Origin of the sequence: uncultured Shimia sp., from assembly GCF_947498095.1 — a bacterium.
GTDB lineage: Bacteria > Pseudomonadota > Alphaproteobacteria > Rhodobacterales > Rhodobacteraceae > Shimia.
Genome location: NZ_CANMJE010000004.1, coordinates 18,094 through 40,432 on the forward strand (window position 1 = coordinate 18,094; position 22,339 = coordinate 40,432).

The window sequence follows — 22,339 nt, forward strand, 5'->3', positions numbered from 1 at the left end:
AAAAACTAAAAGGGATATGGGATTGACTCAAGGTTTAATTGAGCGCTCAAATAAAAATTGATGCGAATAGGAGCATATTGAGAGAAAATGCGCGATCCAAGGCACGATATTCTGTTTGAGCCTCTGAAAATTGGGCCCGTCACAACAAAAAACCGATTCTATCAGGTGCCGCATTGCACAGGCATGGGATGGAGACGCCCTCAGACTCTGGCTGCCATGCGTGGGGTCAAGGCCGAAGGCGGCTGGGGCGTGGTCAACACCGAGTTCTGTTCGGTGCACCCCACTTCGGACAACGACGCCTTTCCTTACGCAGCCCTGTGGGACGACGACGACATCCGCGCCAATGCGCTGATGACCGAGGCCGTGCATGAACATGGCGCCTTGGCAGGTGTCGAACTGTGGCTTGGTGGCGGTATGGTGGCCAATCTGGGCACCCGCATTCCGGCTTATGGGTTGCGGAACCGCCCCCAGACCGACAGTGGCGTGGTCAATCCCGGTCAGACCCGCAAGATGGACAAATCCGACATCCGCGAGGTGCGCCGTTGGCACCGTGATGCGGCCAAACGGGCTGTCGCAGCCGGGTTCGACATTGTCTATGTCTATGCGACCCACGGCTATCTTTTGTCCGAGTTCATGGACCCGGCCGTGAACACCCGCAGCGATGAATACGGCGGCTCCTTGGAAAACCGTACCCGACTGGTACGTGAATTGATCGAGGAAACCCGCGAAGCGGTGGGCGACAAGGTGGCGGTGGCCACGCGGTTCAGCGTCGATTTGAATGATACCGAGACCTATGACGCTTTTGCCTTGATGGCCGACATGCCGGACCTTTGGGACCTGACCGTGCCGGATTACGGCGTTGAGATGGGCGCCAGCCGCTTCGTGAAAGAGGCGTCGTTTGTCGACAGCATCTCTCACGCCAAATCACTGACCTCGAAACCCGTTGTGGCCGTGGGTCGGTTCACGTCACCGGACACGATGGCACAGGTGATCCGCGCCGGGCATCAGGACTTGATCGGCGCCGCCCGCCCTTCAATCGCGGACCCGTTTCTGCCGGTGAAGATTTCCGAAGGACGCTCTGAAGACATTCGCGAATGTATCGGCTGCAACATCTGTTACGCACATGACTCGATGGGCGTCCCGCTGCGCTGCACACAAAATGCAACGATGGGCGAAGAATGGCGTTTGGGCTGGCATCCAGAACGCACAGGGCGCGCAGATGCGTCGGAAAAAGTGCTTGTGGTCGGGGCTGGTCCCGCCGGGCTTGAGGCGGCACGGGTGCTCGGGGAACGCGGGCATCAGGTGATGCTGGCTGAAGCGGAACGCACCCTTGGGGGTCGCGTGACCCGCGAGGCAAAGCTCCCCGGGCTGATCGAATGGGGCCGCGTGCGCGATTGGCGCGTGGGACAGATTGAAAAGCTCGACACCGTTGAGGTGTTCCCCGAAAGCCGCCTCACCGCCGAAGACATCCCGGATCTGGGCGTCGATCATGTGCTGATTGCAACGGGATCGAAATGGGCCGCTGACACGATTGGCCGGCATTCGGCCACTGGCCTGACCGAGGCCGCTCCGGGCATGATCGCAAGCGCCGAAGCCGTGCTGAACGGTGAGGATATCAACGCCGATCACGTGGTAATCTATGACGACGACCACTACTACCTCGGCTCGGTTATGGCCCTGCAATTGCGCAAGGCGGGCAAGCGCGTGACATTGGTGACACCCGCCGGCAAGCCCTGCGAGTTTGGGGTGTTCACGACCGAGATCTACAGCTCAAACGCGGCACTGGTCGAGGCGGGTGTTGAGATTGTCACCAACCAGATGATCACCTCGGTTACAGCGGGATCGGCACAGATGGAATGCACCTTTGCCGGACGCCCGAGCGCCCTTGCTTGCGACCTGGTGATCCCGGTCTGTCGACGGCTGCCTGTTCTGGACCTGTTTGACGGGCTGCAAGCCGAGAATCCTTCTGGCCTCAAGTCCCTCGCCCGCATAGGCGATGCCGAGGCGCCGAACACGATTGCCGCAGCGGTCCATGCCGGGTACCGCGCTGGAATGGATTTGGGTCGCGAGGTCGATCTTGCCAAGGTCTATGGTCGCAGAGAACATACGGTCTGAGACGACCTAGGCAACATTAGGCCAAGCGCCAAGAAGAAAGCCCCCGACGCACCGCGCTGGGGGCTTTCTTCTTGCTTTGTCGGGCATAATGCGTCAGCCGTTGACGTCTTTTTGAACCTCTGCCAGTGCGTCTTCGATAATGTCGAACATCTCGTCTATCTGCTCAAGCGTGATGATCAGAGGCGGTGAGAACACCGCCATGTTGATCAGCGGTCGTACGATCAGGCCGCGCGCTTCGCACGCCTCATCAATCTTGGCGCCCAGTGTGCGCTCCGCCTCAAGGTCTTCGGCCTTGCCCTCGATGCAGCCCAAAAGCCCCATACCACGTGCATCGCCAACAATATCGAATTTTTCCAACGCCTTAAGGCGTTTTTGAAAATGCGGACTGACCTCGCGCACATGTTCCAGAATGCCTTCGCTTTCAAAGATTTCGATGTTCTTCAAAGCTGCAACGCAACACACGGGATGACCTGAATAAGTGTAACCGTTGGTGTAGCTTGACGGCTCTCCAAGGTTGCTGATTGCCTCCAGCACGTGATCGGCAATGATGCAGGCCCCTAGCGGCAGATAACCAGAGGTCAGGCCCTTGGCGCAGGTGATCATGTCGGGCACGATGTCGAACAGGTCTTCGGAAGCGAACCAATGGCCAAGGCGGCCAAAGCCCGTCACAACCTCATCTGAAATATACAGTATATCGTTGGCCTTGCAGACTTCCCACGTGCGCTTGTGATAGCCAGGCGCAGGCACGATCACACCACCGGAGGACAAGACCGGTTCGGCGATAAAAGCCCCGATCTTATCGGCGCCAATCGTGGCAATGGCATTCTCAAGGTCAGCGACTTTCTCGTCACAAAACGCTTCGACGCTCTGTCCTTCGGCACGGCGATAGGGGTTCACGTCGGGCAGGAAATGCACCATGTGCGAGGCGTGGTCAAAGTGGGATTTATCCCGCTCCTTACCGGTGACCGAATGCGCCAGATAGGTCGATCCGTGATAGCCCTTTTCGCGGGCAAGGATCATCTTTTTCTCAGGCATGCCGCGACGATTGAAGTAGTACATCATCGTGCGCAATGCGGTATCCACAGCCGTGGAGCCTCCGGTGGTAAAGAACACGTTGTTCAAATCACCGGGCGCCATGTCGGCGATCTTTTTGGCAAGCACTGCGGAGGGTTCGGTCGCATTGCTGAAGGGTGAGGTGTAGGGCAGTTTCATCACCTGCGCGGCGATGGCATCTGCCATGTCCTTGCGGCCATAACCGATCTGGGTGCACCACATCCCTGCCGGGCCATCAATGAACTTCTTGCCCGAGGCATCCCACATGTAAATGCCCTCGGCGGTGTCGACCATCATGTTGTCATAGCCGCGCCAGTCGTCCATCGCCGCCCAGGGGTGGAGCTGATGCACCCGGTCCCACTCGTGAAGCGTTTCGAGGCTGGGTTCATTCGATAGGTTTGTCATCTCAGTCATGTCGCATTTCCTTAGTTGGATCAGAACGACTTGGGCGGCGTGGCCCGCGATCTGGCGTTTTGGAAAAATGGTTTGTCGACCACGGTCAGCGGCACGATGCGCTTGTCCCATTGGCCTTCTTCGTTGACGTAAATCTCGACCCACAGGTCGTCCTGAATGGCCTTGCCATAGGGTGCCTTAAACTCGGCCAGCGCGATGTTCTGCTTCATCGTCGGCGACCAGACCCCCGAAGTGACATGGCCAACCTCTTTCTTTTTGCGGTGATAGATCAGCGAGCCATCAGCTGGTTTGAACCCGCCAATGTCGATCTTGACGAGGTGGTGCTTCATCCCATCTTCACGCTGCTGCAACAGCGCGCGCCGGCCGTTGAAATGGCCCTTTTCAAAATGCACGAGCTTTTCAAAGCCTAATTCCAGCGGGCTGCGGCCACGATGCAAGCGCATCGCTGTGTGCACTGGCTGGAAATCTACACCGGCGGCGATAAATCCCGCCTCGATCCGCACCATGTTCAGCGCCTCGGCACCGATGGCGCGCAAGCCCCAGTTGCCGCCCGCCGCCCAAAGACGATCCCAAAGCGCGGCGATGTCATCCCATGCGGTCCAAAGCTCATAGCCCAGATCGCCGGTAAAGCCAGTGCGAGACACCCAAAGACCGGGTTCAACCTCACGCAGGTCAAAAGGTTTCATGTCTTCGACCGCACCAAGGCCCGCCTCTTTCAGGAGCGAGAAGGTGGTAGGCCCCTGCAAGGAAACCCCTGCAATCGTGTGACTTTCATCAATGATGTCAGCCTCAAAGCCCCAGGCCGAGTCCAAAAGCCAGCTGTACATCGTCTCCTGACAGCACAGCAGAAAGTCAGTCTCGGTGTATCGGAAAATAGTGCCGTCATCGATCACCATGCCCTCTTCATCACACCAGAGCGCATAGCCCACACGACCATCGCGCAGTTTGGCCACGTCGCGGGTCACAAGACGGTTCAACACCTTCAGCGCATCAGGTCCGGAGATGCGGTATTTGTGCATGGGCGAGATATCGAACAGCGTCGATTGGTTGCGGATCGCAAAGTATTCAAACTCGACCGTGTCCAGCACCAGAGGCGAGATGTAACCGGCCCAGTTGGCCCAGCTTTTGGTGGTGCTGATGGCCTCCATACGCTCATAAAGCGGTGTTGGAATGGCCCCGACCGGAACAGCGGTTGGCGTCTTGCTCATGACAACACCCCGTCTTTCAGAAGTTGCAGGGCGCTGTTGCGTCCCGGAAGGCCGGTCACGTCACCGCCCGGATGGGCCGCCGCGCCACAGAGGTAAAGTCCGCCAATGGCAAAGCGGTAATGCGCCATCCCGTTGACCGGACGCACGGTGAGGATCTGATCGACCCCCATTTCCGCGTGGTGCCAATGGCCGCCCGGCGCACCAGTTCGCGCCTCGATATCCGCAGGCGTTAGCAAATCGGGGCTTTCGACCAAGGCCGCAAGCCCCGGCATATGTGTCTCAAGCTGGGCTACGACAGTGTTGATCACGTGCCGGCGCTTTGCATCATCCCAGCCGCCTTCAGGTGTGTGAGGGACGTGCTGGATGTTGGCCGACAAGATGTGACGCCCATCCGAAGCCACCTCTACGTCCGACAGCGTCGGGATCACGGCTTCGATAACCGGCGCCGTGGGCAGCTCATTATATTTCACCGGGTTGAACGAGCGTTCGACCGCCGCCGCCGAAGGTGCAATCAGAAAGCGGGATTTCATTTGATCCCAGCTGAGGCCTTTGATCGAAGGCGCATCCTTCAACGTCAACGTCAGCTTGGCCACTGACCCCTTGCACCGCATATGGCGCATGCGCCGCGCGGCTTCGACGTCAAAATGTTCAATTCCGGCCATCTCCATCGTGGCCTTGGGAGCCGCTGACGATAAAACGGCGCGGGTGTTGATGACTGTCCCGTCTTCAAGTTCGACCCCGTTGACGGTATCGTTCTCTATCAAAACCCGGGTCACACCCTGCCCAGCGCGCAGATCGACGCCTGCCTTACGTGCTGCGTCCTCAAACGCGCGGGCGACGGCAATCATGCCACCTTTGGGCAGGCGTACGTCACCGCCCTGCCCCAGCCGGTACATCAGGTTGAACACCGTGCCGGGCGAGCGCGGGCCAACGAAATTGCCACGCACGGCATCGGCACAAAGTGCGCCAGCCAATGGACCATCGGGCATTTCGTCCAGCACAAGATCATAGGCGTTGGTCAGGATGACGCGCAGAAACTCGTTCATGTCCTTTTTGCCAAGGCGTTTGAGATCGAGGCCCATTTTCGCCAGACCTGCCAATTCGCCCAGTGTGGCAAGGCTGGTCAGCCCTCCGTCCAACTTGGGAGGGGTCTTGGTCGACAACTGCCCCAGAACGCCCGCGAACTTTTTCAAACGCCGGATCATCTCGGCATAAGCGGCGGCGTCAGGATGGGCCGCGCCATCGGCAAATCGCACAGTGTCGCCGCTGATCTCAACATGATTGCCATCTTCGGCCAGCGAAATGGTCGAGAGCGGTTTGCCCTCGTTCAACGCGCCAAGGCCAAGCTCGCGCGCGACCTTGGGGTGCAGATTGTACAAAAGATGCGCGACCTCACGTGCCATCCCACCAAAGGCCTCCGCCTTTTCGATCACGCAGACGGATTTGCCTTTTTTGGCAAGCGTTGCGGCGGCGGTCAGGCCGTTGTGCCCTCCGCCGATCACCACGACGTCATAGGTTGCTGAAACGCTCATGATAGCCCCCTTACGCCGCGTGCTTGGGCATCAAGTCGCCCTTGCCGATATTGCGCAGAATTTCCCGCGCCGCGTTGGCACCTGGGGCGGCCATCACACCGCCACCGGGATGGGCCGATGAGCCGACCAGATACATGCCATCAATAGGCGTGCGATACTGGGCATAGCCCGGCACCGGACGGTTAAACAGCAGCTGATCAAAGGTCAGTTCACCTTGGAAGATGTTGCCCTCGGTCAGGCCCACTTCCTTCTCGATATCCCAAGGCGTGCGAATTTCGGCATGCAACACGTGTTTGCGAATGTCCGGCATCGCAACCTCGATCTTGTCAAAGACACAATCGGCAAAGGCTTTGCGGGTCTCATCGTTCCAGTTCTCGCCAGAGCGCACGCCGTTCACCTCAAGATCATAAGGCGCGTATTGCACAAAGACGGTCATCATGTGTTTGCCCGGAGGCGCCAGAGTCGGATCGATCTGACTGGGGATCAGCATGTCAAAATAGGGATCCTTGGACCAGTGGCCCTCTTTCCAGTCGTCATAGGCGCGCTCAAGCTCATTCAGCGATTGCGAACAGTGCATGTCGCCGCGCAAGAAAGGCGACCCCTTTGGCGCAGCCGGGAATTCCGGCAATGAATCCAATGCGATATTCAGCTTACCCGACGAGCCACGGATCTTGAAGCGTTTCACCGCGCGGGTGAAATCTTCGGGCAGATGCTTGGTCTCGGTATGATTGAGGAAGGTGCGTTTGACATCCATGTTCGAGGCAACGATAGGCGCCTGATAGGTGTCGCCATTCTCCAAAGCCACGCCAACCGTCTTGCCGTCTTTTACGAGAAACTGATCGACGCCAGAGCCCGTGACAATGGTGCCGCCTGCCTCTTCAAAACAAGCGCCCAGCGCGTTGGCAATCGCGCCCATCCCGCCACGCGCAAAACCCCAGGCCCCAATCGCGCCATCCACGTCACCCATATAGTGGTGCAACAGGACATAAGCCGTGCCGGGCGAATACACTCCAAGCCCTGTCCCGATGATCCCGGCGCCGGCGATGTGCGCCTTGATCAGGTCGTTCTCAAAATGCTCATCCAAAAAGTCGCCGATGGACATGGTCCAGAAACGCAGGGTTTCCCCCAGTTCCTTGGCACCCAACCCGTGGGCTTTTTTCAGAAGGAACAGCAATTCGTTCAGGTCTCGTGGGCGCAATGACGACGGATCCGGCGCGTTGCGCAACAGGAAAGGACGGATGAAACGACACTGACGGATCACCGTCTGGCTGAACCGCTCATAAGCATCCACATCGGCCGGGCTGTGGCGGAACATCTCGCGGCGCAGGGCGTCATGGTCCGAGTAATAGGCAAAATAGTCGCCATCCGGGGTAAAGCTGGCGCCGCCCTCATAGGGGATCACTTGCAGGCCAAAGCGCGGCAACTCCAGATCACGCACGATTTCACGGCGCAAAAGCGAGCAGACATAAGAGCAATTTGAGTAGGTCCAGCCATCATGAAGCGAACGGCTGACCGACGCCCCTCCAATCCAATCGTTCTTTTCAACAATCAGGACTTTCAGGCCTGCTTTGGCGAGGTAGCAGGCCGTCGTCAGACCGTTATGCCCTGCCCCGGCAATGATCGCATCATATGTGTCGTGTTGGCCCATGAGACTCCCCTTGTGTCACCTGACTGTAGAGGAGTGCGTAAATCGGGTCCATAATTTTTTTGAGCGCTTAAACAAATTTTTCAAAGGGGCTGACAGACACCCGAATTTGTGAAAGAACACCTTTGAATAGTAAGAGAGAATTTGGATGACCGCCACGGACCGTCCGGCCAAAAAGCCCCGCAAGGAACGCAAGGAAAACGCCGATAAACGCCGCAAGCAGCTGCTTGAGGCCGCGCTGGCGTCGATTGAGCACAACGGATTGGCCAAAACAACACTGGCAACCGTCGCGAACGAGGCGGGTCTGTCTCAGGGTGTGGCCGTCTTCTATTACAAGTCAAAGAACGGTCTTTTGACGGCAGCACTTGAGCACCTCTATCAGCATTACGAAGATCATTGGCAGGCCGCGCTGGCCGGCGCCGCGCCTGATCCAAAATCGCGCCTGTTGGCTTTGGTTGAGGCGGATTTTGCCGAAGAGGTCTGCAACCGTGCCATCTTGTCAGTTTGGTTTTCGTTCTGGGGCGAGCAAAACTTCACGCCGCAATATGCCAGCCTGACCCAACACTTCGACAACAACCGCGTCGAAGCAATTGAACGGATTTGCCAAGAGTTTTTCCCGGAGAATGGTGACTTGAAAGCCCGCGAACTGTCCGAGTGGATAGACACGCTGACCGATGGCTACTGGCAGAGGATGTACCTTTTCCCCGAGAGTTGCTCTCGCCAAACCGCGATCGATGGGACGCGAGCCTTCCTGTCACGCATGCTGCCAGATCACTTCTGATCCCCTGCCCCGAAAAAGAAACAGGCGACCGGAGAACCGGACGCCTGCTGATCGGCAGTATTGGGGAGTGAAATTGAGGTTAGCCGATCTCGCCCATGCAGAGGTATTTCACCTCAAGGAAGTCTTCAGTGCCGTATTTCGAGCCCTCGCGGCCAAGACCGGATTGCTTGATACCGCCAAAGGGTGCGACCTCGGTTGAGATCAGGCCGGTGTTGATGCCCACCATGCCCGACTCCAAGGCCTCGGCGACGCGCCAGACACGCGCCAGATCACGGCTGTAGAAGTATGAGGCCAGACCAAATTCGCTGTCATTCGCCATCGCGACGACATCCGCCTCGGCGTCAAACTTGAACAATGGTGCAACTGGGCCAAAGGTTTCTTCGCGCGCGACTTTCATCTCGGGCGTAACACCGGTCAGAACGGTGGGTTCATAAAAAGTGCCCCCAAGGTCCGAGCGTTTGCCACCTTCGATCACTTCGGCGCCCTTCGAGACAGCATCCGCGATATGGTCTTCGACCTTGGCAACGGCGGCGTCATTGATCAGCGGGCCGGTGGTGATGCCCTCTGCAAAGCCATCACCGATGTTCAGCGACTTGACGGCTGCAGCCAGTTTCTCGGCAAAGCTGTCATACACCACTGCCTGCACATAGATGCGGTTGGCGCAAACGCAGGTCTGGCCATTGTTGCGGTATTTGGCGATCATCGCGCCTTCGACAGCGGCATCAATATCGGCGTCGTCAAACACGATGAACGGCGCGTTGCCGCCCAGTTCAAGCGACATCTTCTTGATGGTGTCCGCACATTGGCGCATCAGGATCTGGCCAACACGGGTCGAGCCGGTGAACGTGATCTTGGCCACTTTGTCATTGGCACAGAGCTCTTTGCCAACACCCGAAGAATCCGAAGACGGGATCACGTTCAAAACACCCGCCGGGATGCCCGCACGTTCGCCTAGCACGGCCATCGCCAGTGCCGACAAGGGTGTCAGCTCAGCCGGACGCGCAACAAAGGTACAGCCGGTCGCCAGCGCCGGGGCCACCTTGCGGGCGATCATGGCGTTGGGAAAGTTCCACGGTGTGATCGAGCCGACGACGCCCACGGGCTGTTTCAGCACAACGATGCGCTTGTCGCGCTGGTGACCGGGGATCACGTCGCCGTAGATACGCTTGGCCTCTTCCGAGAACCACTCAATGAAGGATGCGCCATACATGATCTCACCGCGGGCTTCGGCCCAGGGCTTGCCCATCTCGGCGGTCAGGATGGTCGCCAGATCGTCGGCGTTTTCAACCATCAGATCGAACCACTTGCGCAGCACCGCCCCGCGCTCTTTGCCCGTCCAGGACGCCCAGTCGGCCTTGGCCGCATAGGCGGCATCAATCGCAGCCGTGGTGTCGGCCACATCCATGTCTGTCACCTGCGCGACAAGATCGCCGGTCGCCGGATTGTAGACCGGGAAAGTCTTGTCCTTGGCGATCCATTCCCCGTTCACATAGGCGCGCGTTTCCAGCAACGACGCGTCCTTGAGGTCCAGCGCCGTGATGTCCTTATTGTCCAGCATTTAGTGTCCTTTCGCAGCGTCAATGGACGCTTCCAGAATATCGAGAGCTTCGTTCATGACGTCGTCTTGCACCGTGATCGGCGCAAGAAAGCGCACCACGTTGCCATAGACGCCACAGGTCAACAGGATCAGGCCACGCTTCATCGCTTCGGCCTGAATGGCTGCGGTCAGGGCTGCATTTGGCTGGCCATCGGTGGTGTTAAATTCTGCTGCAACCATGAAACCGGGGCCACGGATGTCGACCATTTCCGGTGTGCGGGACCGGATCGATTCAAGACGCTGTTTCAGGCGCGACCCCAACTCGTTGGCGCGGTTGCAAAGGTCTTCCTCTTCGATCACGTCCAACACGGCGTTGGCTGCCGCGATGCCCAGCGGGTTGCCGCCATAGGTGCCACCCAGACCACCGGGATTGGCCGCATCCATAATGTCGGCACGACCTGTGACAGCTGCCAGCGGCAGGCCACCGGCCAGCCCCTTGGCCATGGTGGTGATGTCCGCGGCCACGTCATAGCCGTCCATTGCGAACATGTTACCGGTGCGGGCAAAGCCGGTCTGGACTTCGTCGGCGATCATCACGATGCCATGCTCGTCGCACAAGGCGCGCAGACCACGCATCAGGTCTGCAGGAGCCGGGTAGAACCCGCCCTCGCCCTGTACGGGCTCGATGATGATGGCCGCGACGCGGTCAGGATCAAGGTCGGCCTTGAACAGCTTGGTCAGTGCGCCCAGCGCATCCTCGGTTGAGGTGCCGTGCAGATCAATTGGGAACGGCACGTGGTAGACGTCCGGCATCATCGCACCAAAGCCTTTTTTGTAGGGCGCAACCTTACCGGTCAGCGACATGCCCATGAAGGTCCGGCCATGAAAGCCACCACCAAAGGCGATGACAGCCGGGCGCCCGGTCGCGGCGCGGGCGACCTTGATGGCGTTCTCGACCGCTTCGGCGCCGGTGGTGACAAAGACGGTTTTCTTGTCAAAGTCACCAGGAACCACGTCATTCAAGCGCTCAGCCAGACGCACGTAGTTTTCGTAAGGAACCACCTGATGGCAGGTGTGGGTGAAGCTGGCGGCCTGCGATTGCACGGCCTCCATCACCTTGGGGTGGCAATGGCCTGTGTTGACCACAGCGATACCGGCTGCAAAGTCGATATAACGATTGCCTTCGACGTCCCAGATTTCCGAGTTCACGGCACGTTCGGCAAAGATCTGCGTTTGTACGCCCACACCCTGTGCAACGGCGGCGGAGCGGCGAGCAGAGATTTCTGCGTTTGACATGGTCTGTCCTTTCGCTGAGGGGCAATGGCCCAAATATCCTGATACGGCAATCTACAGCGTCCCAAGACCGCCAAACAGTCTGTTTCTTGATGCTGGCAAGCTATTGAAATATATATGGTGAAATCAAAACCGTTGAGTATTGGAAACATGAACAACAGTGATCCAGACGCATTGGAAGTTGGGCTGAGACTGCGGGCCTTTCGCGAACATGCAGGGCTGTCGCAGCGCGCGCTCGCCAAAAAGGCCAGCGTCACCAATTCAACCATCTCGCTGATCGAGTCGGGCAAAATGAACCCTTCGGTGGGCGCGCTGAGAAGGATTCTGGAAGGGATTCCAGTGGGTATGTCGGAATTCTTCGCCTATGAACCCGATGGCGAAAAGACCGTGTTCTATGCCGCCGAAGAGCTGACCGAGATCAGCAAAGGCAAGGTATCGCTAAAGCAAGTCGGCACCAACCTTTATGGGCGCGCGATGATGATCTTGTCGGAAACCTACGAGATTGGTGGAGATACGGGGCGCGTGATGTATGGCCACGAGGCCGAAGAAGGGGGAATCGTTGTGTCTGGCCGCATTGAGGTCACTGTCGGAGACCAACGCAAAATCCTCGGCCCCGGTGACGCCTATTACTTTGACAGTCGCAACCCACATCGGTTCCGACAAGTTGGCCCCGAGAAATGCACCATTATCAGCGCCTGCACGCCACCGACGTTTTGAACCTTGACCGCGGACTGTTTGATCGGGACAGATAGCACTTCGGCCATGCCCTTTTGGAGAGAGCGATGCAGTTCAACAAAGACCCCGAGCGTTTCATGGTTTCTTCAGGCCAACCGACGATGAAAGCGGTTGTGACGCTGGGCAATGGCGACGTGGATATGTTGAGCTATCAGGATGTGCCAATCCCCAGCCCCACCGAAGGGCAAGTGCTGATCAAAGTGGCCGCCGCCGGTGTGAACAACACCGAGATCAACACCCGGCTAGGGTGGTATTCCTCGTCCGTGTCCTCATCGACCGAAGACACCACGGATGTGCAAGCCAGCGACGGAGGCTGGAACGAGGAAACCCCGTTTCCCTTCATTCAGGGCACCGATTGCTGCGGATATATCGCCGAGGTCGGCGCAGGGGTTGCGCCCTCGCGGATTGGCGAGCGTGTTCTGGTGCGCGCCTGCATGCGGCCTGATGGCTACAGCTCTATGAATAACATCTGGATGGCCTCTGATTTCGACGGCGCCTTTGCGCAATATGTGATCGTCCCCGCCAGCGAAGCCTTTGCGGTCACCTGCGACTGGAGTGATGCCGAACTGGCCACCATCCCTTGCGCCTATGGCACGGCCGAAAACATGGTGCATCGCGCAGGCGTCACATCTGGCGATACGGTTCTGATTGCGGGCGCGTCGGGCGGGGTCGGCTCGGCCACGATCCAATTGGTCAAGCGACGTGGTGCGACCGTGATCGCGGTTGCCGGACACCGCAAGATCGATCAGGTGCGCGAGATCGGGGCGGATGTCATCATTGAGCGCGGCCAAGACCTTGTGGACGTGCTGGGCAAGGAAAACGTTGATGTGGTGATCGACAACGTCGCGGGCGACGGGTTCCCGGCCATGCTGGAGGTCCTGAAACGTGGTGGGACATATGCCTCAAGCGGCGCGATTGGCGGCCCGATTGTACAGCTCGATATGCGGACCTTCTATCTCAAAGACATCACTTTGATTGGTTGCACCGCTTGGGACGAGCCTGTGTTTGCAAACCTGATTTCCTACATCGAGCACCAAGAGATCAAACCGATCCTGGCCAAGACCTATCCGCTGAGCGAGATCGCGACCGCCCAGACCGACTTCATGAAGAAGTCCCATGTCGGTAATTTTGTTTTGATTCCCGAGGCATAGCTTTCTTTGGTTGCACGGGAAACCGAACGCGCAGAGGGCTACTTTTTCAGAAAAACCACAAAGTGATCCCAAGAGTCTCAGAAAAGGATGGCATGCATGGGTTTTCCCTCTATCTTCACCCCCTGACAAATCACCTGTGCCCGCATGGCTCAGAGACAACAGACACTGCGCCCTGACGCGGCGTCGACACAGGAGACCCGAACACGATGCAAACTGAAACGCTCACACTGCAAGACATCGAAACCCTGGCCTTTGACGCGCTGGTCGCGGCGGGCACAAGCCCTGAAAACGCCAGACCGCTGGCCGTGGCCACTGCCGAAACCGAAGCCGAAGGTGTCGCCAGCCATGGCCTTGCCTATATCCCGATCTATTGCGAGCACGTTCAGTGCGGCAAGGTTGATGGAAAAGCCAAGCCCGTGTTGACACATCCGGCCGGTAGCGTCGTGACCGTCGACGCGGGCACAGGTTTTGCTCATGCGGCAATCGACAAAGGGTTTGACGCGCTTATTCCGCTGGCCAAAGAACAGGGTGTGGCCGCCTTGGCGATCCGCAATTCCTATAACTGCGGCGTTCTTGGCTATCATACCGGACGGCTCGCGAAATCCGGTCTGCTTGGTATCGGCTTTACAAACGCGCCTGCGTCCATCGCGCCCTCGGGTGGATCAAAACCTGTGGTCGGCACCAATCCTTTTTCTATCGCGGCGCCCAATGCGGACGGCACGCCAGCCCTTTTGATCGACCAAAGCGCCAGCGCCATTGCCAAAAGCGAAGTGATGAAACACGCCCGCGAAGGCAAAGATATTCCCCTGGGCTGGGCCTTGGATGCAGATGGCAACCCCACAACGGATCCTGAGCTGGGCCTCAAAGGATCCATGGCGCCGTCTGGTGGTTACAAGGGCGTGGGTATTGCGCTGATGGTCGAGACCATGGCCGCGGCCATGACCGGGGCCACACTAGGCGCCCATGCCAGCCCGTTTTCCGGCACTGTTGGCGGCCCGCCTAAAACCGGTCAGTTCTTTCTTGCAATTAACCCCGACACAACCTCGGGCGGTGATTTCCGTGAGCGGCTTGAGCAACTGTTGGGCGTGTTCCATGCGCAAGATGGCGCACGTATTCCGGGCGAGAACAGAACCGGCAAAGCCGCCAAGGCCCGTGACGCGGGCGTGGCCGTCAACACGGCGACCCTCGATAAGGTCAGATCCTGGCTGTAAGAGATTGCCCCGTGAATTGGGGCACCTCTAACCCGGCTCTAGTCGTAGGGTTCGATCCGATCAGCTGAAAGCGCATACCCAACTTCAGCCAACTGTGTCCAGGTGGAGGCCGTTCCAAACATTCCGGTGACATTCACTGGCTCGTAGAGGCCTTTGCTTTGATAGGGCTGTTCGGTCGTCACAAAAACCAGTTGGTTGGCTGGTGGCGGTGGCACGTGAACACATGCCCCGACAAAGGGAACCAGAATAAAGGCCGAAACACCCGCGCCGTCATGCTCAATCGGAACGATAAAACCCGGAAGACGGACGATCTTGCCGTTCCAGTCCGGTCTTACCCCGGTCGATTGAGGTTGCTGGCTGGCCAGCGCCGTTTCGTCATGCTGAAAAAGCCCCTGCACGGAATTGGGTACAAAGACTTGTCCCTCTGGAAGCAGATCGTCCCAACCAAGGTCAACAACCGCATCGGCATTCACAAGCTTTGGAACAAGAACGGCGGCGGTCAAAGCCAGCATAGCGCGACGGGACAGCGCTGGCCCTACCACACGTAGATCTCAATATGATCCGCGGTCATTGCATACCCAGTTTCTGCCACTTCTGTTGACATCAACTGCGCGCGCATCCGTCCTTCAACCCAAACCGCGTCCCAAAGATTGCTACTGGGCCAGGGATCAGCGGTGCGGACCAAGACCAATTGATTTGGCGGAGGCGGCGGTGTGTGGATACAGGCCCCGACATAAGGCACCAGCACGAACTCGGTCACCCCACCAGAGCCCAATTCGATCGGAATGATATAGCCTGGCATGCGAATGTAGGCGCCATCCAGCTCGGCGTTCAGCTTGGTGGCGTTCGTATCAAAGATCGGGTTCCATGTGTCGTTTGCCTCATCCAAGTCACCCTCGCCGACGATTTCGGAATACGGCACACCCGGTGGGATAAGGTCATCCCAAGTGATTTCCCGCGGCGTGGCCGCAAAGCCAGTCCGGGGAATTGAGAGCCCTGCAAGGCCCATCGCCAAAAGGTTTCTTCTGTTCACGTGTGTCATGTTCTGACCATCATACCATCAGCAAGGGACAAGCGGTAGGCTCGGAGTGCTGGAATCATGCTCACAATTGCGCCAGCAGCGACCACCGCCAATACTACAAGCCCTTCACGTAGTGCGGGTGGATCAATCGGCAAGTAGAGACCAAAAGCGCTGTCGATCATGGGTTGCGCGATGAACAAGCCCCCATATAGCAACCCCAAACCCAGTATTGCCCCCACGGCGGCCGTCAAAATGGCTTCCAGAACGAGAAGCCCCAGAATTGCAATTGGACTGGCCCCCATCGCCCTGAAGATCGCCATCTCACGGCGGCGTTCATTGAGGCTGGAGAAGATCGTCGCCATCATGCCAATCAGCGCCGTGACAACAACCATCGCTGAAACCGCCAACAAAGCAGTCTCGGCGATACCGACAATGCCCCATAGTTCCTGCAACGCAACGCCGGGCAGGATCGCCAACAGCGGCTCTTCCGGATACTCGTTGATCGCCCGTTGGAGCGCGAAAGTTTTGAGTGGGCTTTTGACACCAACCAACACAGCCGTCACCGCCTTGGGCGTCAGATCCATCTGGCGGATCACTTCGGCTGGTGTCGATTGGCCGGCAACCTTCGCGCCACGCTGCCAATCAACATGGATCGCTTCAATGGCCTGCATAGACACGATCACGGTTCTGTCGACCGGCGTACCGGTCTTTGCCAGAATGCCCGACACCCGAAACGGTTGATCCTTGTGTTCTGTGAACGATGCCAGTCCGTGGGCGACAACAATTGGGTCCCCGACGCTGTACCCAAGGGTTTGCGCCACATCGGAACCGATCACCGTGTCAAAGAGGTCATCCATGACGACGCCTGCTTGCGTTTCGAGGCGGCGGTCTTGGCGGTATTTGTAGTGTTCGAAGAACTCTGTGCTGGTCCCCATGACGCGGAACTGCCTGTGGCTGTCGCCAAGCGATATGGGCACGATCCACTCAACCTCGGACCGCCCCGCCAGATCCTGATAGCTTTCCCAGGTCACGTTGTTCGTCGCGTTCCCAATGCGGAACACCGAATACAGCAACAGCTGAACAGACCCCGAGCGCGCACCGACAATCAGGTCTGTCCCCGAAATCGTATCGGCGAAACTGGCCTTGGCCCCGGTCCGCACTTTTTCAACGCCGAGGAACAGCGCGACCGACAGCGCAATGGCCAAAACGGTCATGCCTACGGTCATGGCGCGTGCCATCAATGATCCAGCAGCCAGTCGAAAAATCATGCGGCCTGCCTCTCGATAGTCACGATATCCGTCATCCGAACCACCCGGTCAAACCGCTCTCCCAATTGCGGGTCATGGCTGACCATCAGGAGAGACGAGCCCTGAGCGGCAACCTGGTCAAACATCAGATCCAGAAAGTTCGATTGCGCCAATTCATCCAAAGACGACGTGGGTTCATCGGCAATCAGGATCGGCGGTTCACCAATCAGCGCCCGGGCAACGGCCACACGTTGTTGCTGGCCGACACTGAGGTTGGCAGCCTTTGAGGCCGTGATCCCATCCGGCAAGCCAAGCAACTGACACAATTCAGCGGCCCGTTGCTTTGGCGCGGCACATCTTTTCCTGCGCCCCGGAGCAAACCGCAACGGCAACAAGATGTTGTCGGCCACAGATCCAAACGGCAGAAGATTGAATTGCTGAAACACTACCCCAATCTGCTCGGCCCGGAACCGATCCCGGGACCAGCCTGACAGCGTCTTGAGGTCGACGCCGTCAACGGCCACGGTCCCCACGTCCGCCAGAATCGTTCCGCAGATCATCGAGAGAAGCGTTGATTTTCCGGAACCGCTCTCGCCCAGCAGCAGGACGGTTTCGCCGCGTTCGACGAAAAACTCCGGGACGGTCAGGGCAAAAGCGCCCCGCCCCGGCCAGCGGAAACCGGCATCCTTCAACTCAATCATACTACCGTCAGTCACGTTTAGAACATCCCGCGAAGATCAAGTTTCGGGTTGTCCCGCTCGACCTCGAAAGCCTGTGCTCCAGAGGCAGATACGATCTGGACCTCCAATTCACGGGCATTTTCGAAGGTGCCAAAGTAGGCAAACGTGATATCCGACAGTGCATTCGGATTGCCACAGGTCAGTTCGTACTCGGCATGAAACTCGGTATGACCATCTGCATCGGCATGATCGTCGTCATGATCATCCTCGTGGTCGTGCGCGTGGTCATCGGCATGTTCTTCGTGCTCGTCTTCGTGGGCATCGTGCTCTTCATGCGCGTCTTCGCTCTCCAACCCGGCGCTGGCTTGGACAACCGAGCATTCGGCAGCCGCAGGCATGACAAACAACTCAAGCGGCTTGGCAAGTGCAGCAACTGCCGCATCGATCGATGCGCGATCCTCGGCACTCTGGGCCTCGTATTCGAACCCAACGATATCCGCGCCGGGCGCATGGAACTCCATCGCGATGGTATCGCCGTCAAACGCAATATTAAGCTCGCCGACGCCATGTTCATGGCTATCCAGTTCACGGGTTCCTTCTGCCAGAACCGGGGTCGCAAGCAGTGCCATCATAATAGGAAGAGATTTTTTCATGGGAATTACTCCGGGATAAAAGAATACTAAGATTAGTTGGCGCAGTTTCCACATTGACCGTGGATTTCGACAACATGACGGATCGGATTGAACTGACTTGGGGCCACCATTGCGGTCAATTTGGGCAAAAGGGCTTCGCCGTCATGTTCATCAACCAAACCGCAGTCGCCGCAGATGGCCAGAACCGGCAGGCTGTTGCCGTGATCACAGCGGCAAGGCACAAATGCTTTGAGGGATTCAAGCTTGTGTGCGCGACCTTGGTCCGTCAGGGCCGCCAAAGCGCGGTAGACCGTCGGTGGTGCTATGTCCGGCTCGTCGCTCTGAAGGTGTTCCAGGATTTGATAGGCCGACATCGGCGCTTGGGAAGACCTCAGAACGTTCAAAATATCGGCCTGTCGAACAGCGGCTTGTTTGCGCATGGGCTTCCTCCAAGATTCGGAAGAATTGTTATTTTATAAAATAACAAATTTCAACATGCATTCCCGCTGCTGTGCAGCGCGCGCGGAAACCCGCACGCGTGCTGGCAATCACAGACCTCAAACAAGATCGGATTATTTGGTGCTCTCACGTCTCGTAGTCTTGTCTCAGGACGTTTTTTTGCACCTTACCCATCGTGTTTCTGGGCAACTCACTGACAATCTCATATTGGCGCGGGTGCTTGAACCGGGCCAACTGCGTTTCAACCGTTGTCTTCAGGTCCTCTGCCGTCAAAGCTGCGCCAGGCAGCAAGACAACCGCAGCAATGACGCTCTCGCCAAAGTCGGGATGCGGAACCCCAAAGACAGCACTTTCGTTGACGCCCTCGATGTCATTCAACACGTCCTCGATTTCCTTGGGATAGATATTGAACCCGCCCGAAATGATCAGATCTTTGGAGCGTCCCACGATCGATACGCGCCCATCTGCACTTTGGACACCCAGATCACCGGTCAGGAAGAACCCATTGTCGCGCAGCTCTTCGGCGGTTTTATCCGGCATTTTCCAATAGCCCTGAAACACATTGTCACCGCGCACCTCGATCATACCGATGTCACCAGAGGGCAAGGCCTCTCCGCTTTCAGGATTGGTAATTTTCACCTCGGTCCCCGGCAGTGCATACCCAACCGTACCCGCCAGCCGGTCACCGTGATACGGGTTTGAGGTGATCATATTGGTTTCGGTCATGCCATATCGTTCAAGAATCCGGTGACCGGTGCGGTCCTCAAATTCACGGTGGGTTTCCGCCAACAAGGGGGCCGATCCAGACACAAACAGCCGCATCGACGCCACAAGGTCTTGCGAGAACCGCGCATCCCCCAAAAGCCGCGTGTAAAACGTGGGAACGCCCATCAAAAGGGTCGAGTGGGGCAGCTCAGACAGGATGACCTCAAGATCAAAGGCCGCCATCAGGCGCACCTCGGCTCCGGCGAGAAGCGATGTGTTCAAAGCAACGAATAGCCCGTGCGTGTGGAAGACGGGCAATGCGTGGATGAGGCGGTCGCCGTCCGTGATCTCCCAGAGGTCCGTGAGTGAAATGGCATTGGACAACAGGTTTTTGTGGCTCAACATGGCGCCTTTGGAACGCCCGGTGGTGCCGGATGTGTACAGCAATGCCGCCAGATCGTCGGGGCCGCGATCAACCGTCTCATAGTTCTCGGGTTTGTCGTTGGCCGCAAGGCTCAGGCTGCCTGTCGTGCCACCCAGCGTCAAAACTCTTGCATCATGCGCTTTGGCCAGCTCGCTGATAGCGGCTTCGTCTTGGACATCACAAACGATCAGGCGCGGGCTTGCGTCGCCGATAAAGTAAACCAACTCGGCCTGTGTATAGGCAGTGTTGAGCGGCAGATAGACCGCGCCCGCCTGAACCGACGCTGCATAAAGCGCAATAGTATCGCTGAGTTTTGGTGCCTGAACGACAATCCGGTCACCGGGTTGAACCCCGGCGTCGCTCAGAACATGCGCCACCTGTGCGGCGCGTTTGAGAAACGCGTCATATGAGAGTGTTCGGCCATCATCACATTGTAGAAATGCGGCGGAGTTTCCAACATGGGGCGCGAACAGCGCTTCATAGAGGGTGTTGGTCATGCGGTTTTTTCCTTGGGCTTTCTTGTCAGGGCGGCATTGGCCAGGGACTGGACCGAACGAGCCGCCGCCACGCTGGCATGCATGGCAAATTCTTCGTGGTGGCGTTCTGTGTGTCTCAGATCATAGAGATAGTTGACCATCGCACCGCCGGACTGCGCCATGCCATTGGCAGATGTGTCGGCCTCTGCATGGAGGTCATGCACCTCGGCGCCATTTCCAAGGTGAAAGCGAGCCACCGGATCAAGGGGCAGCCCATCCTCACGTTTGGCGTTCAGAAGGTATCGCGCCGCCATCATGCGCAAGTCTTGGGGCGTGGCAGTTCCCGCCAGAATGTCCTCGACCAACGGGGCGTGATCTTCGATCTCGCGCTGGGTGGCCAGCCAGCGACTAAAGCCTGGTATCGGAGACAAGGTCACAAAGGTCTCTAGCCCCGGTAGCTCGTGCTTCAGTTCGGCGGCGACCTGCTTGATCAAAAGATTTCCGAAACTGATCCCGGCAAGGCCCTTTTGGCAATTCGAAATCGAATAAAAGGCGGCCACTCTTGCCTGATCCGCCTCAAGCGGTGCACGCTCTTCGGAGAGCAGATCATCGATAGAGCCCGGCACGTTGGCGGTCAGGGCAACCTCAACAAAAATGAGCGGTTCATCCGGCATTGAGGGGTGGAAAAACGCAAAGCACCGGCGATCCGGTGGGTAGAGTCTGCGGCGCAGATCATCAAGGTCGCTGATTTGATGAACCGCCTCATAGGCGACGACCTTGTCCAAAAGGCGGGCCGGTGTGTCCCAGCTGATCTGTTTCAAAACCAGAAAACCGCGGTTGAACCAACTGCGCAGCAAATGCACAAAATCAATATCCGTCCGCCGCAACTCAGGGTGCGTCTTCACAAAGCGCAAGAGGTCAACCCGCATTGCCACTAGGGCTTGGGTGGCGCCGGTGGGTTGGTTCAGGCGCCGGAGCAGTTCCTGACGGCGTGGCTCGGCGGCTTTGCTCAGGCGTTGAAATGCTTCGATGCTGCGATCTTCTGCATACTGGCCCGCCAATTCAGAGATACGCCCGGCATCAAACTCTAAAGCCTCATTCAGATACTGAAAAAAACCAAGTTTCTCCGCGTCATCAAAGGCGCGATAGCGATCCAAAACGGTCGAAGCCAGTTGATACCCCGAAACCTCGCCCTCGGCGGACAGCAATGCTTCGCAAAGGTCCGTGATCGAGCGTTTGTCATCCTTGCCCCAGATTTGTCCGGGACGGTCAAACAGTTGGGACAGCAAGTCCCCCAGAAACCAATTGCGCTGCATGTCAGCCGTCCATCTGGCTGCTCAGGTACTCGCCGGTCCGCCGGTAGTGCTCGATCAGATGGCTTGTGGCACTGTCTGCATCGCGATCCAAGGTGGCATCCAGAATGCTCTGATGCTCGGCTTCGATGTTACGTTTCTGATAGCTTGCACCGCCGGCGGCGAGATACCGATAGCGGATATTGAGATCGTAAAGCTGTGCGCAGTAGCGTTCGAGCATGGGCAGCTTCGCATTATCCAGCAACGCCATATGAAACGCCTTATGCGCATCCTCAAAGTCTGCGGCTTTTTGCTGGCTGGCCCGGTTCATATGATGGTGACGCAGAACCAGGCGGTCTTCCCACTCGGAATCTGCATTGTCGATCGAAGCTCGAAGCGCAATCTCTTCAAGATTGCAGCGCAGCAGCAGGATCTCTTCAAAATTGGCCTTGCCCACCGGCGCTGCGCGAAAGCCCCGTTGATCAAGGCGCTCCACCAGCATGTCCGAGGTCAGCAGGCTGAGGGCCTCGCGCACCGGGCTTGCACCAGTTTGCAACAGCTTGCGCAACTGCTCGATCTTGAGCTTTTGCCCCGCCGGCAATTCTCCGGTCAGTATCAACTCACGCAGCTTCAAATACGCTGTATGAGTGGCCGACGTTTCCTTGCCGTCGGTATCCAGCATGACGTTCATTTTGGCGTGTCCCCCAAACTGTTGTTCTTTGCCAAGA

Annotated in this window: 20 protein-coding genes; 5 read left to right on the forward strand and 15 right to left on the reverse strand. The window is 57.8% G+C overall.

The features are described 5' to 3' along the window. The first annotated feature begins 87 nt into the window (after positions 1-87). A complete protein-coding gene (locus Q0932_RS08865; RefSeq protein ID WP_299351511.1) occupies positions 88-2,115 on the forward strand; it encodes an FAD-dependent oxidoreductase in 2,028 nt (675 codons plus the stop codon). Between the two features lie 93 nt (positions 2,116-2,208). On the opposite strand, the gene Q0932_RS08870 is transcribed toward Q0932_RS08865, so the two are convergent. From Q0932_RS08870 to Q0932_RS08885, 4 genes are read right to left on the reverse strand one after another with little or no spacing between them, the layout of a single operon-like run. Further along, on the reverse strand, positions 2,209-3,582 hold the full coding sequence (locus tag Q0932_RS08870; protein WP_299351513.1) for an aminotransferase: 1,374 nt from the start codon (positions 3,580-3,582) through the stop codon (positions 2,209-2,211). 20 nt (positions 3,583-3,602) lie between these two features. Beyond that, complete coding sequence (locus tag Q0932_RS08875; protein ID WP_299351515.1) at positions 3,603-4,790, reverse strand: aminomethyltransferase family protein; 1,188 nt, start codon at positions 4,788-4,790, stop codon at positions 3,603-3,605. After that, complete coding sequence (locus Q0932_RS08880) at positions 4,787-6,322, reverse strand: NAD(P)/FAD-dependent oxidoreductase (protein ID WP_299351516.1); 1,536 nt, start codon at positions 6,320-6,322, stop codon at positions 4,787-4,789. Before Q0932_RS08880 ends, Q0932_RS08875 begins: the two co-directional genes overlap by 4 nt. Before the next feature lie 10 nt (positions 6,323-6,332). After that, positions 6,333-7,970 carry an NAD(P)/FAD-dependent oxidoreductase gene (locus Q0932_RS08885; RefSeq protein ID WP_299351518.1) on the reverse strand — a complete coding sequence of 546 codons (1,638 nt, stop codon included), beginning with the start codon at positions 7,968-7,970 and terminating at the stop codon, positions 6,333-6,335. A 145-nt stretch (positions 7,971-8,115) separates the two neighbouring features. Here Q0932_RS08885 and Q0932_RS08890 point away from each other — a divergent pair, with 145 nt between their 5' ends. After that, positions 8,116-8,748 carry a TetR family transcriptional regulator C-terminal domain-containing protein gene (locus tag Q0932_RS08890; RefSeq protein ID WP_299351520.1) on the forward strand — a complete coding sequence of 211 codons (633 nt, stop codon included), beginning with the start codon at positions 8,116-8,118 and terminating at the stop codon, positions 8,746-8,748. Positions 8,749-8,827: 79 nt separating this feature from the next. On the opposite strand, the gene Q0932_RS08895 is transcribed toward Q0932_RS08890, so the two are convergent. Both Q0932_RS08895 and Q0932_RS08900 read right to left on the reverse strand, forming a co-directional pair. Then, the gene (locus Q0932_RS08895) at positions 8,828-10,306 is read right to left on the reverse strand and encodes an NAD-dependent succinate-semialdehyde dehydrogenase (protein WP_299351522.1); all 1,479 of its coding nucleotides are present in this window, start codon (positions 10,304-10,306) and stop codon (positions 8,828-8,830) included. Then, positions 10,307-11,581, reverse strand: a complete 1,275-nt coding sequence (locus Q0932_RS08900) for a 4-aminobutyrate--2-oxoglutarate transaminase (protein ID WP_299351524.1) — start codon at positions 11,579-11,581, stop codon at positions 10,307-10,309. A 171-nt stretch (positions 11,582-11,752) separates the two neighbouring features. On the opposite strand from Q0932_RS08900, the gene Q0932_RS08905 reads away from it, so the two are divergent. The 3 genes from Q0932_RS08905 (at position 11,753) to Q0932_RS08915 (ending at position 14,675) form a co-directional block, all read left to right on the forward strand. Next, positions 11,753-12,295 carry a cupin domain-containing protein gene (locus Q0932_RS08905; RefSeq protein ID WP_366141406.1) on the forward strand — a complete coding sequence of 181 codons (543 nt, stop codon included), beginning with the start codon at positions 11,753-11,755 and terminating at the stop codon, positions 12,293-12,295. Positions 12,296-12,360: 65 nt separating this feature from the next. Beyond that, positions 12,361-13,464 (forward strand): alcohol dehydrogenase family protein, encoded by a 1,104-nt coding sequence (locus tag Q0932_RS08910; RefSeq protein ID WP_299351527.1) that lies wholly within the window; start codon positions 12,361-12,363, stop codon positions 13,462-13,464. Between the two features lie 206 nt (positions 13,465-13,670). Then, positions 13,671-14,675 carry an Ldh family oxidoreductase gene (locus Q0932_RS08915; protein WP_299351529.1) on the forward strand — a complete coding sequence of 335 codons (1,005 nt, stop codon included), beginning with the start codon at positions 13,671-13,673 and terminating at the stop codon, positions 14,673-14,675. 38 nt (positions 14,676-14,713) lie between these two features. On the opposite strand, the gene Q0932_RS08920 is transcribed toward Q0932_RS08915, so the two are convergent. The 9 genes from Q0932_RS08920 to Q0932_RS08960 form a co-directional block, all read right to left on the reverse strand. Continuing rightward, positions 14,714-15,217, reverse strand: coding sequence for a DUF3299 domain-containing protein (locus Q0932_RS08920; RefSeq protein WP_366141398.1), 504 nt, complete (start codon positions 15,215-15,217; stop codon positions 14,714-14,716). After that, the gene (locus Q0932_RS08925; RefSeq protein WP_299351531.1) at positions 15,211-15,717 is read right to left on the reverse strand and encodes a DUF3299 domain-containing protein; all 507 of its coding nucleotides are present in this window, start codon (positions 15,715-15,717) and stop codon (positions 15,211-15,213) included. Before Q0932_RS08925 ends, Q0932_RS08920 begins: the two co-directional genes overlap by 7 nt. Next, positions 15,714-16,964, reverse strand: coding sequence for an ABC transporter permease (locus Q0932_RS08930; protein WP_299351533.1), 1,251 nt, complete (start codon positions 16,962-16,964; stop codon positions 15,714-15,716). The genes Q0932_RS08925 and Q0932_RS08930 overlap by 4 nt, the downstream gene beginning before the upstream one ends. After that, positions 16,961-17,659: an ABC transporter ATP-binding protein gene (locus tag Q0932_RS08935; RefSeq protein ID WP_299351535.1), complete on the reverse strand. Its 699-nt coding sequence runs from the start codon at positions 17,657-17,659 to the stop codon at positions 16,961-16,963. The genes Q0932_RS08930 and Q0932_RS08935 overlap by 4 nt, the downstream gene beginning before the upstream one ends. 2 nt (positions 17,660-17,661) lie before the next feature. Beyond that, positions 17,662-18,276, reverse strand: coding sequence for a DUF2796 domain-containing protein (locus tag Q0932_RS08940; RefSeq protein ID WP_299351537.1), 615 nt, complete (start codon positions 18,274-18,276; stop codon positions 17,662-17,664). 32 nt (positions 18,277-18,308) lie between these two features. After that, entirely contained in the window at positions 18,309-18,695 is a 387-nt protein-coding gene (locus Q0932_RS08945) for a transcriptional repressor (protein WP_299351539.1), read from the reverse strand. A 145-nt stretch (positions 18,696-18,840) separates the two neighbouring features. Then, positions 18,841-20,340, reverse strand: coding sequence for a malonyl-CoA synthase (locus Q0932_RS08950; protein WP_299351540.1), 1,500 nt, complete (start codon positions 20,338-20,340; stop codon positions 18,841-18,843). Further along, positions 20,337-21,635 (reverse strand): malonyl-CoA decarboxylase, encoded by a 1,299-nt coding sequence (locus Q0932_RS08955; RefSeq protein ID WP_299351541.1) that lies wholly within the window; start codon positions 21,633-21,635, stop codon positions 20,337-20,339. Before Q0932_RS08955 ends, Q0932_RS08950 begins: the two co-directional genes overlap by 4 nt. 1 nt (position 21,636) lies before the next feature. Continuing rightward, entirely contained in the window at positions 21,637-22,302 is a 666-nt protein-coding gene (locus Q0932_RS08960; RefSeq protein ID WP_299351543.1) for a GntR family transcriptional regulator, read from the reverse strand. Positions 22,303-22,339 lie beyond the last annotated feature (37 nt).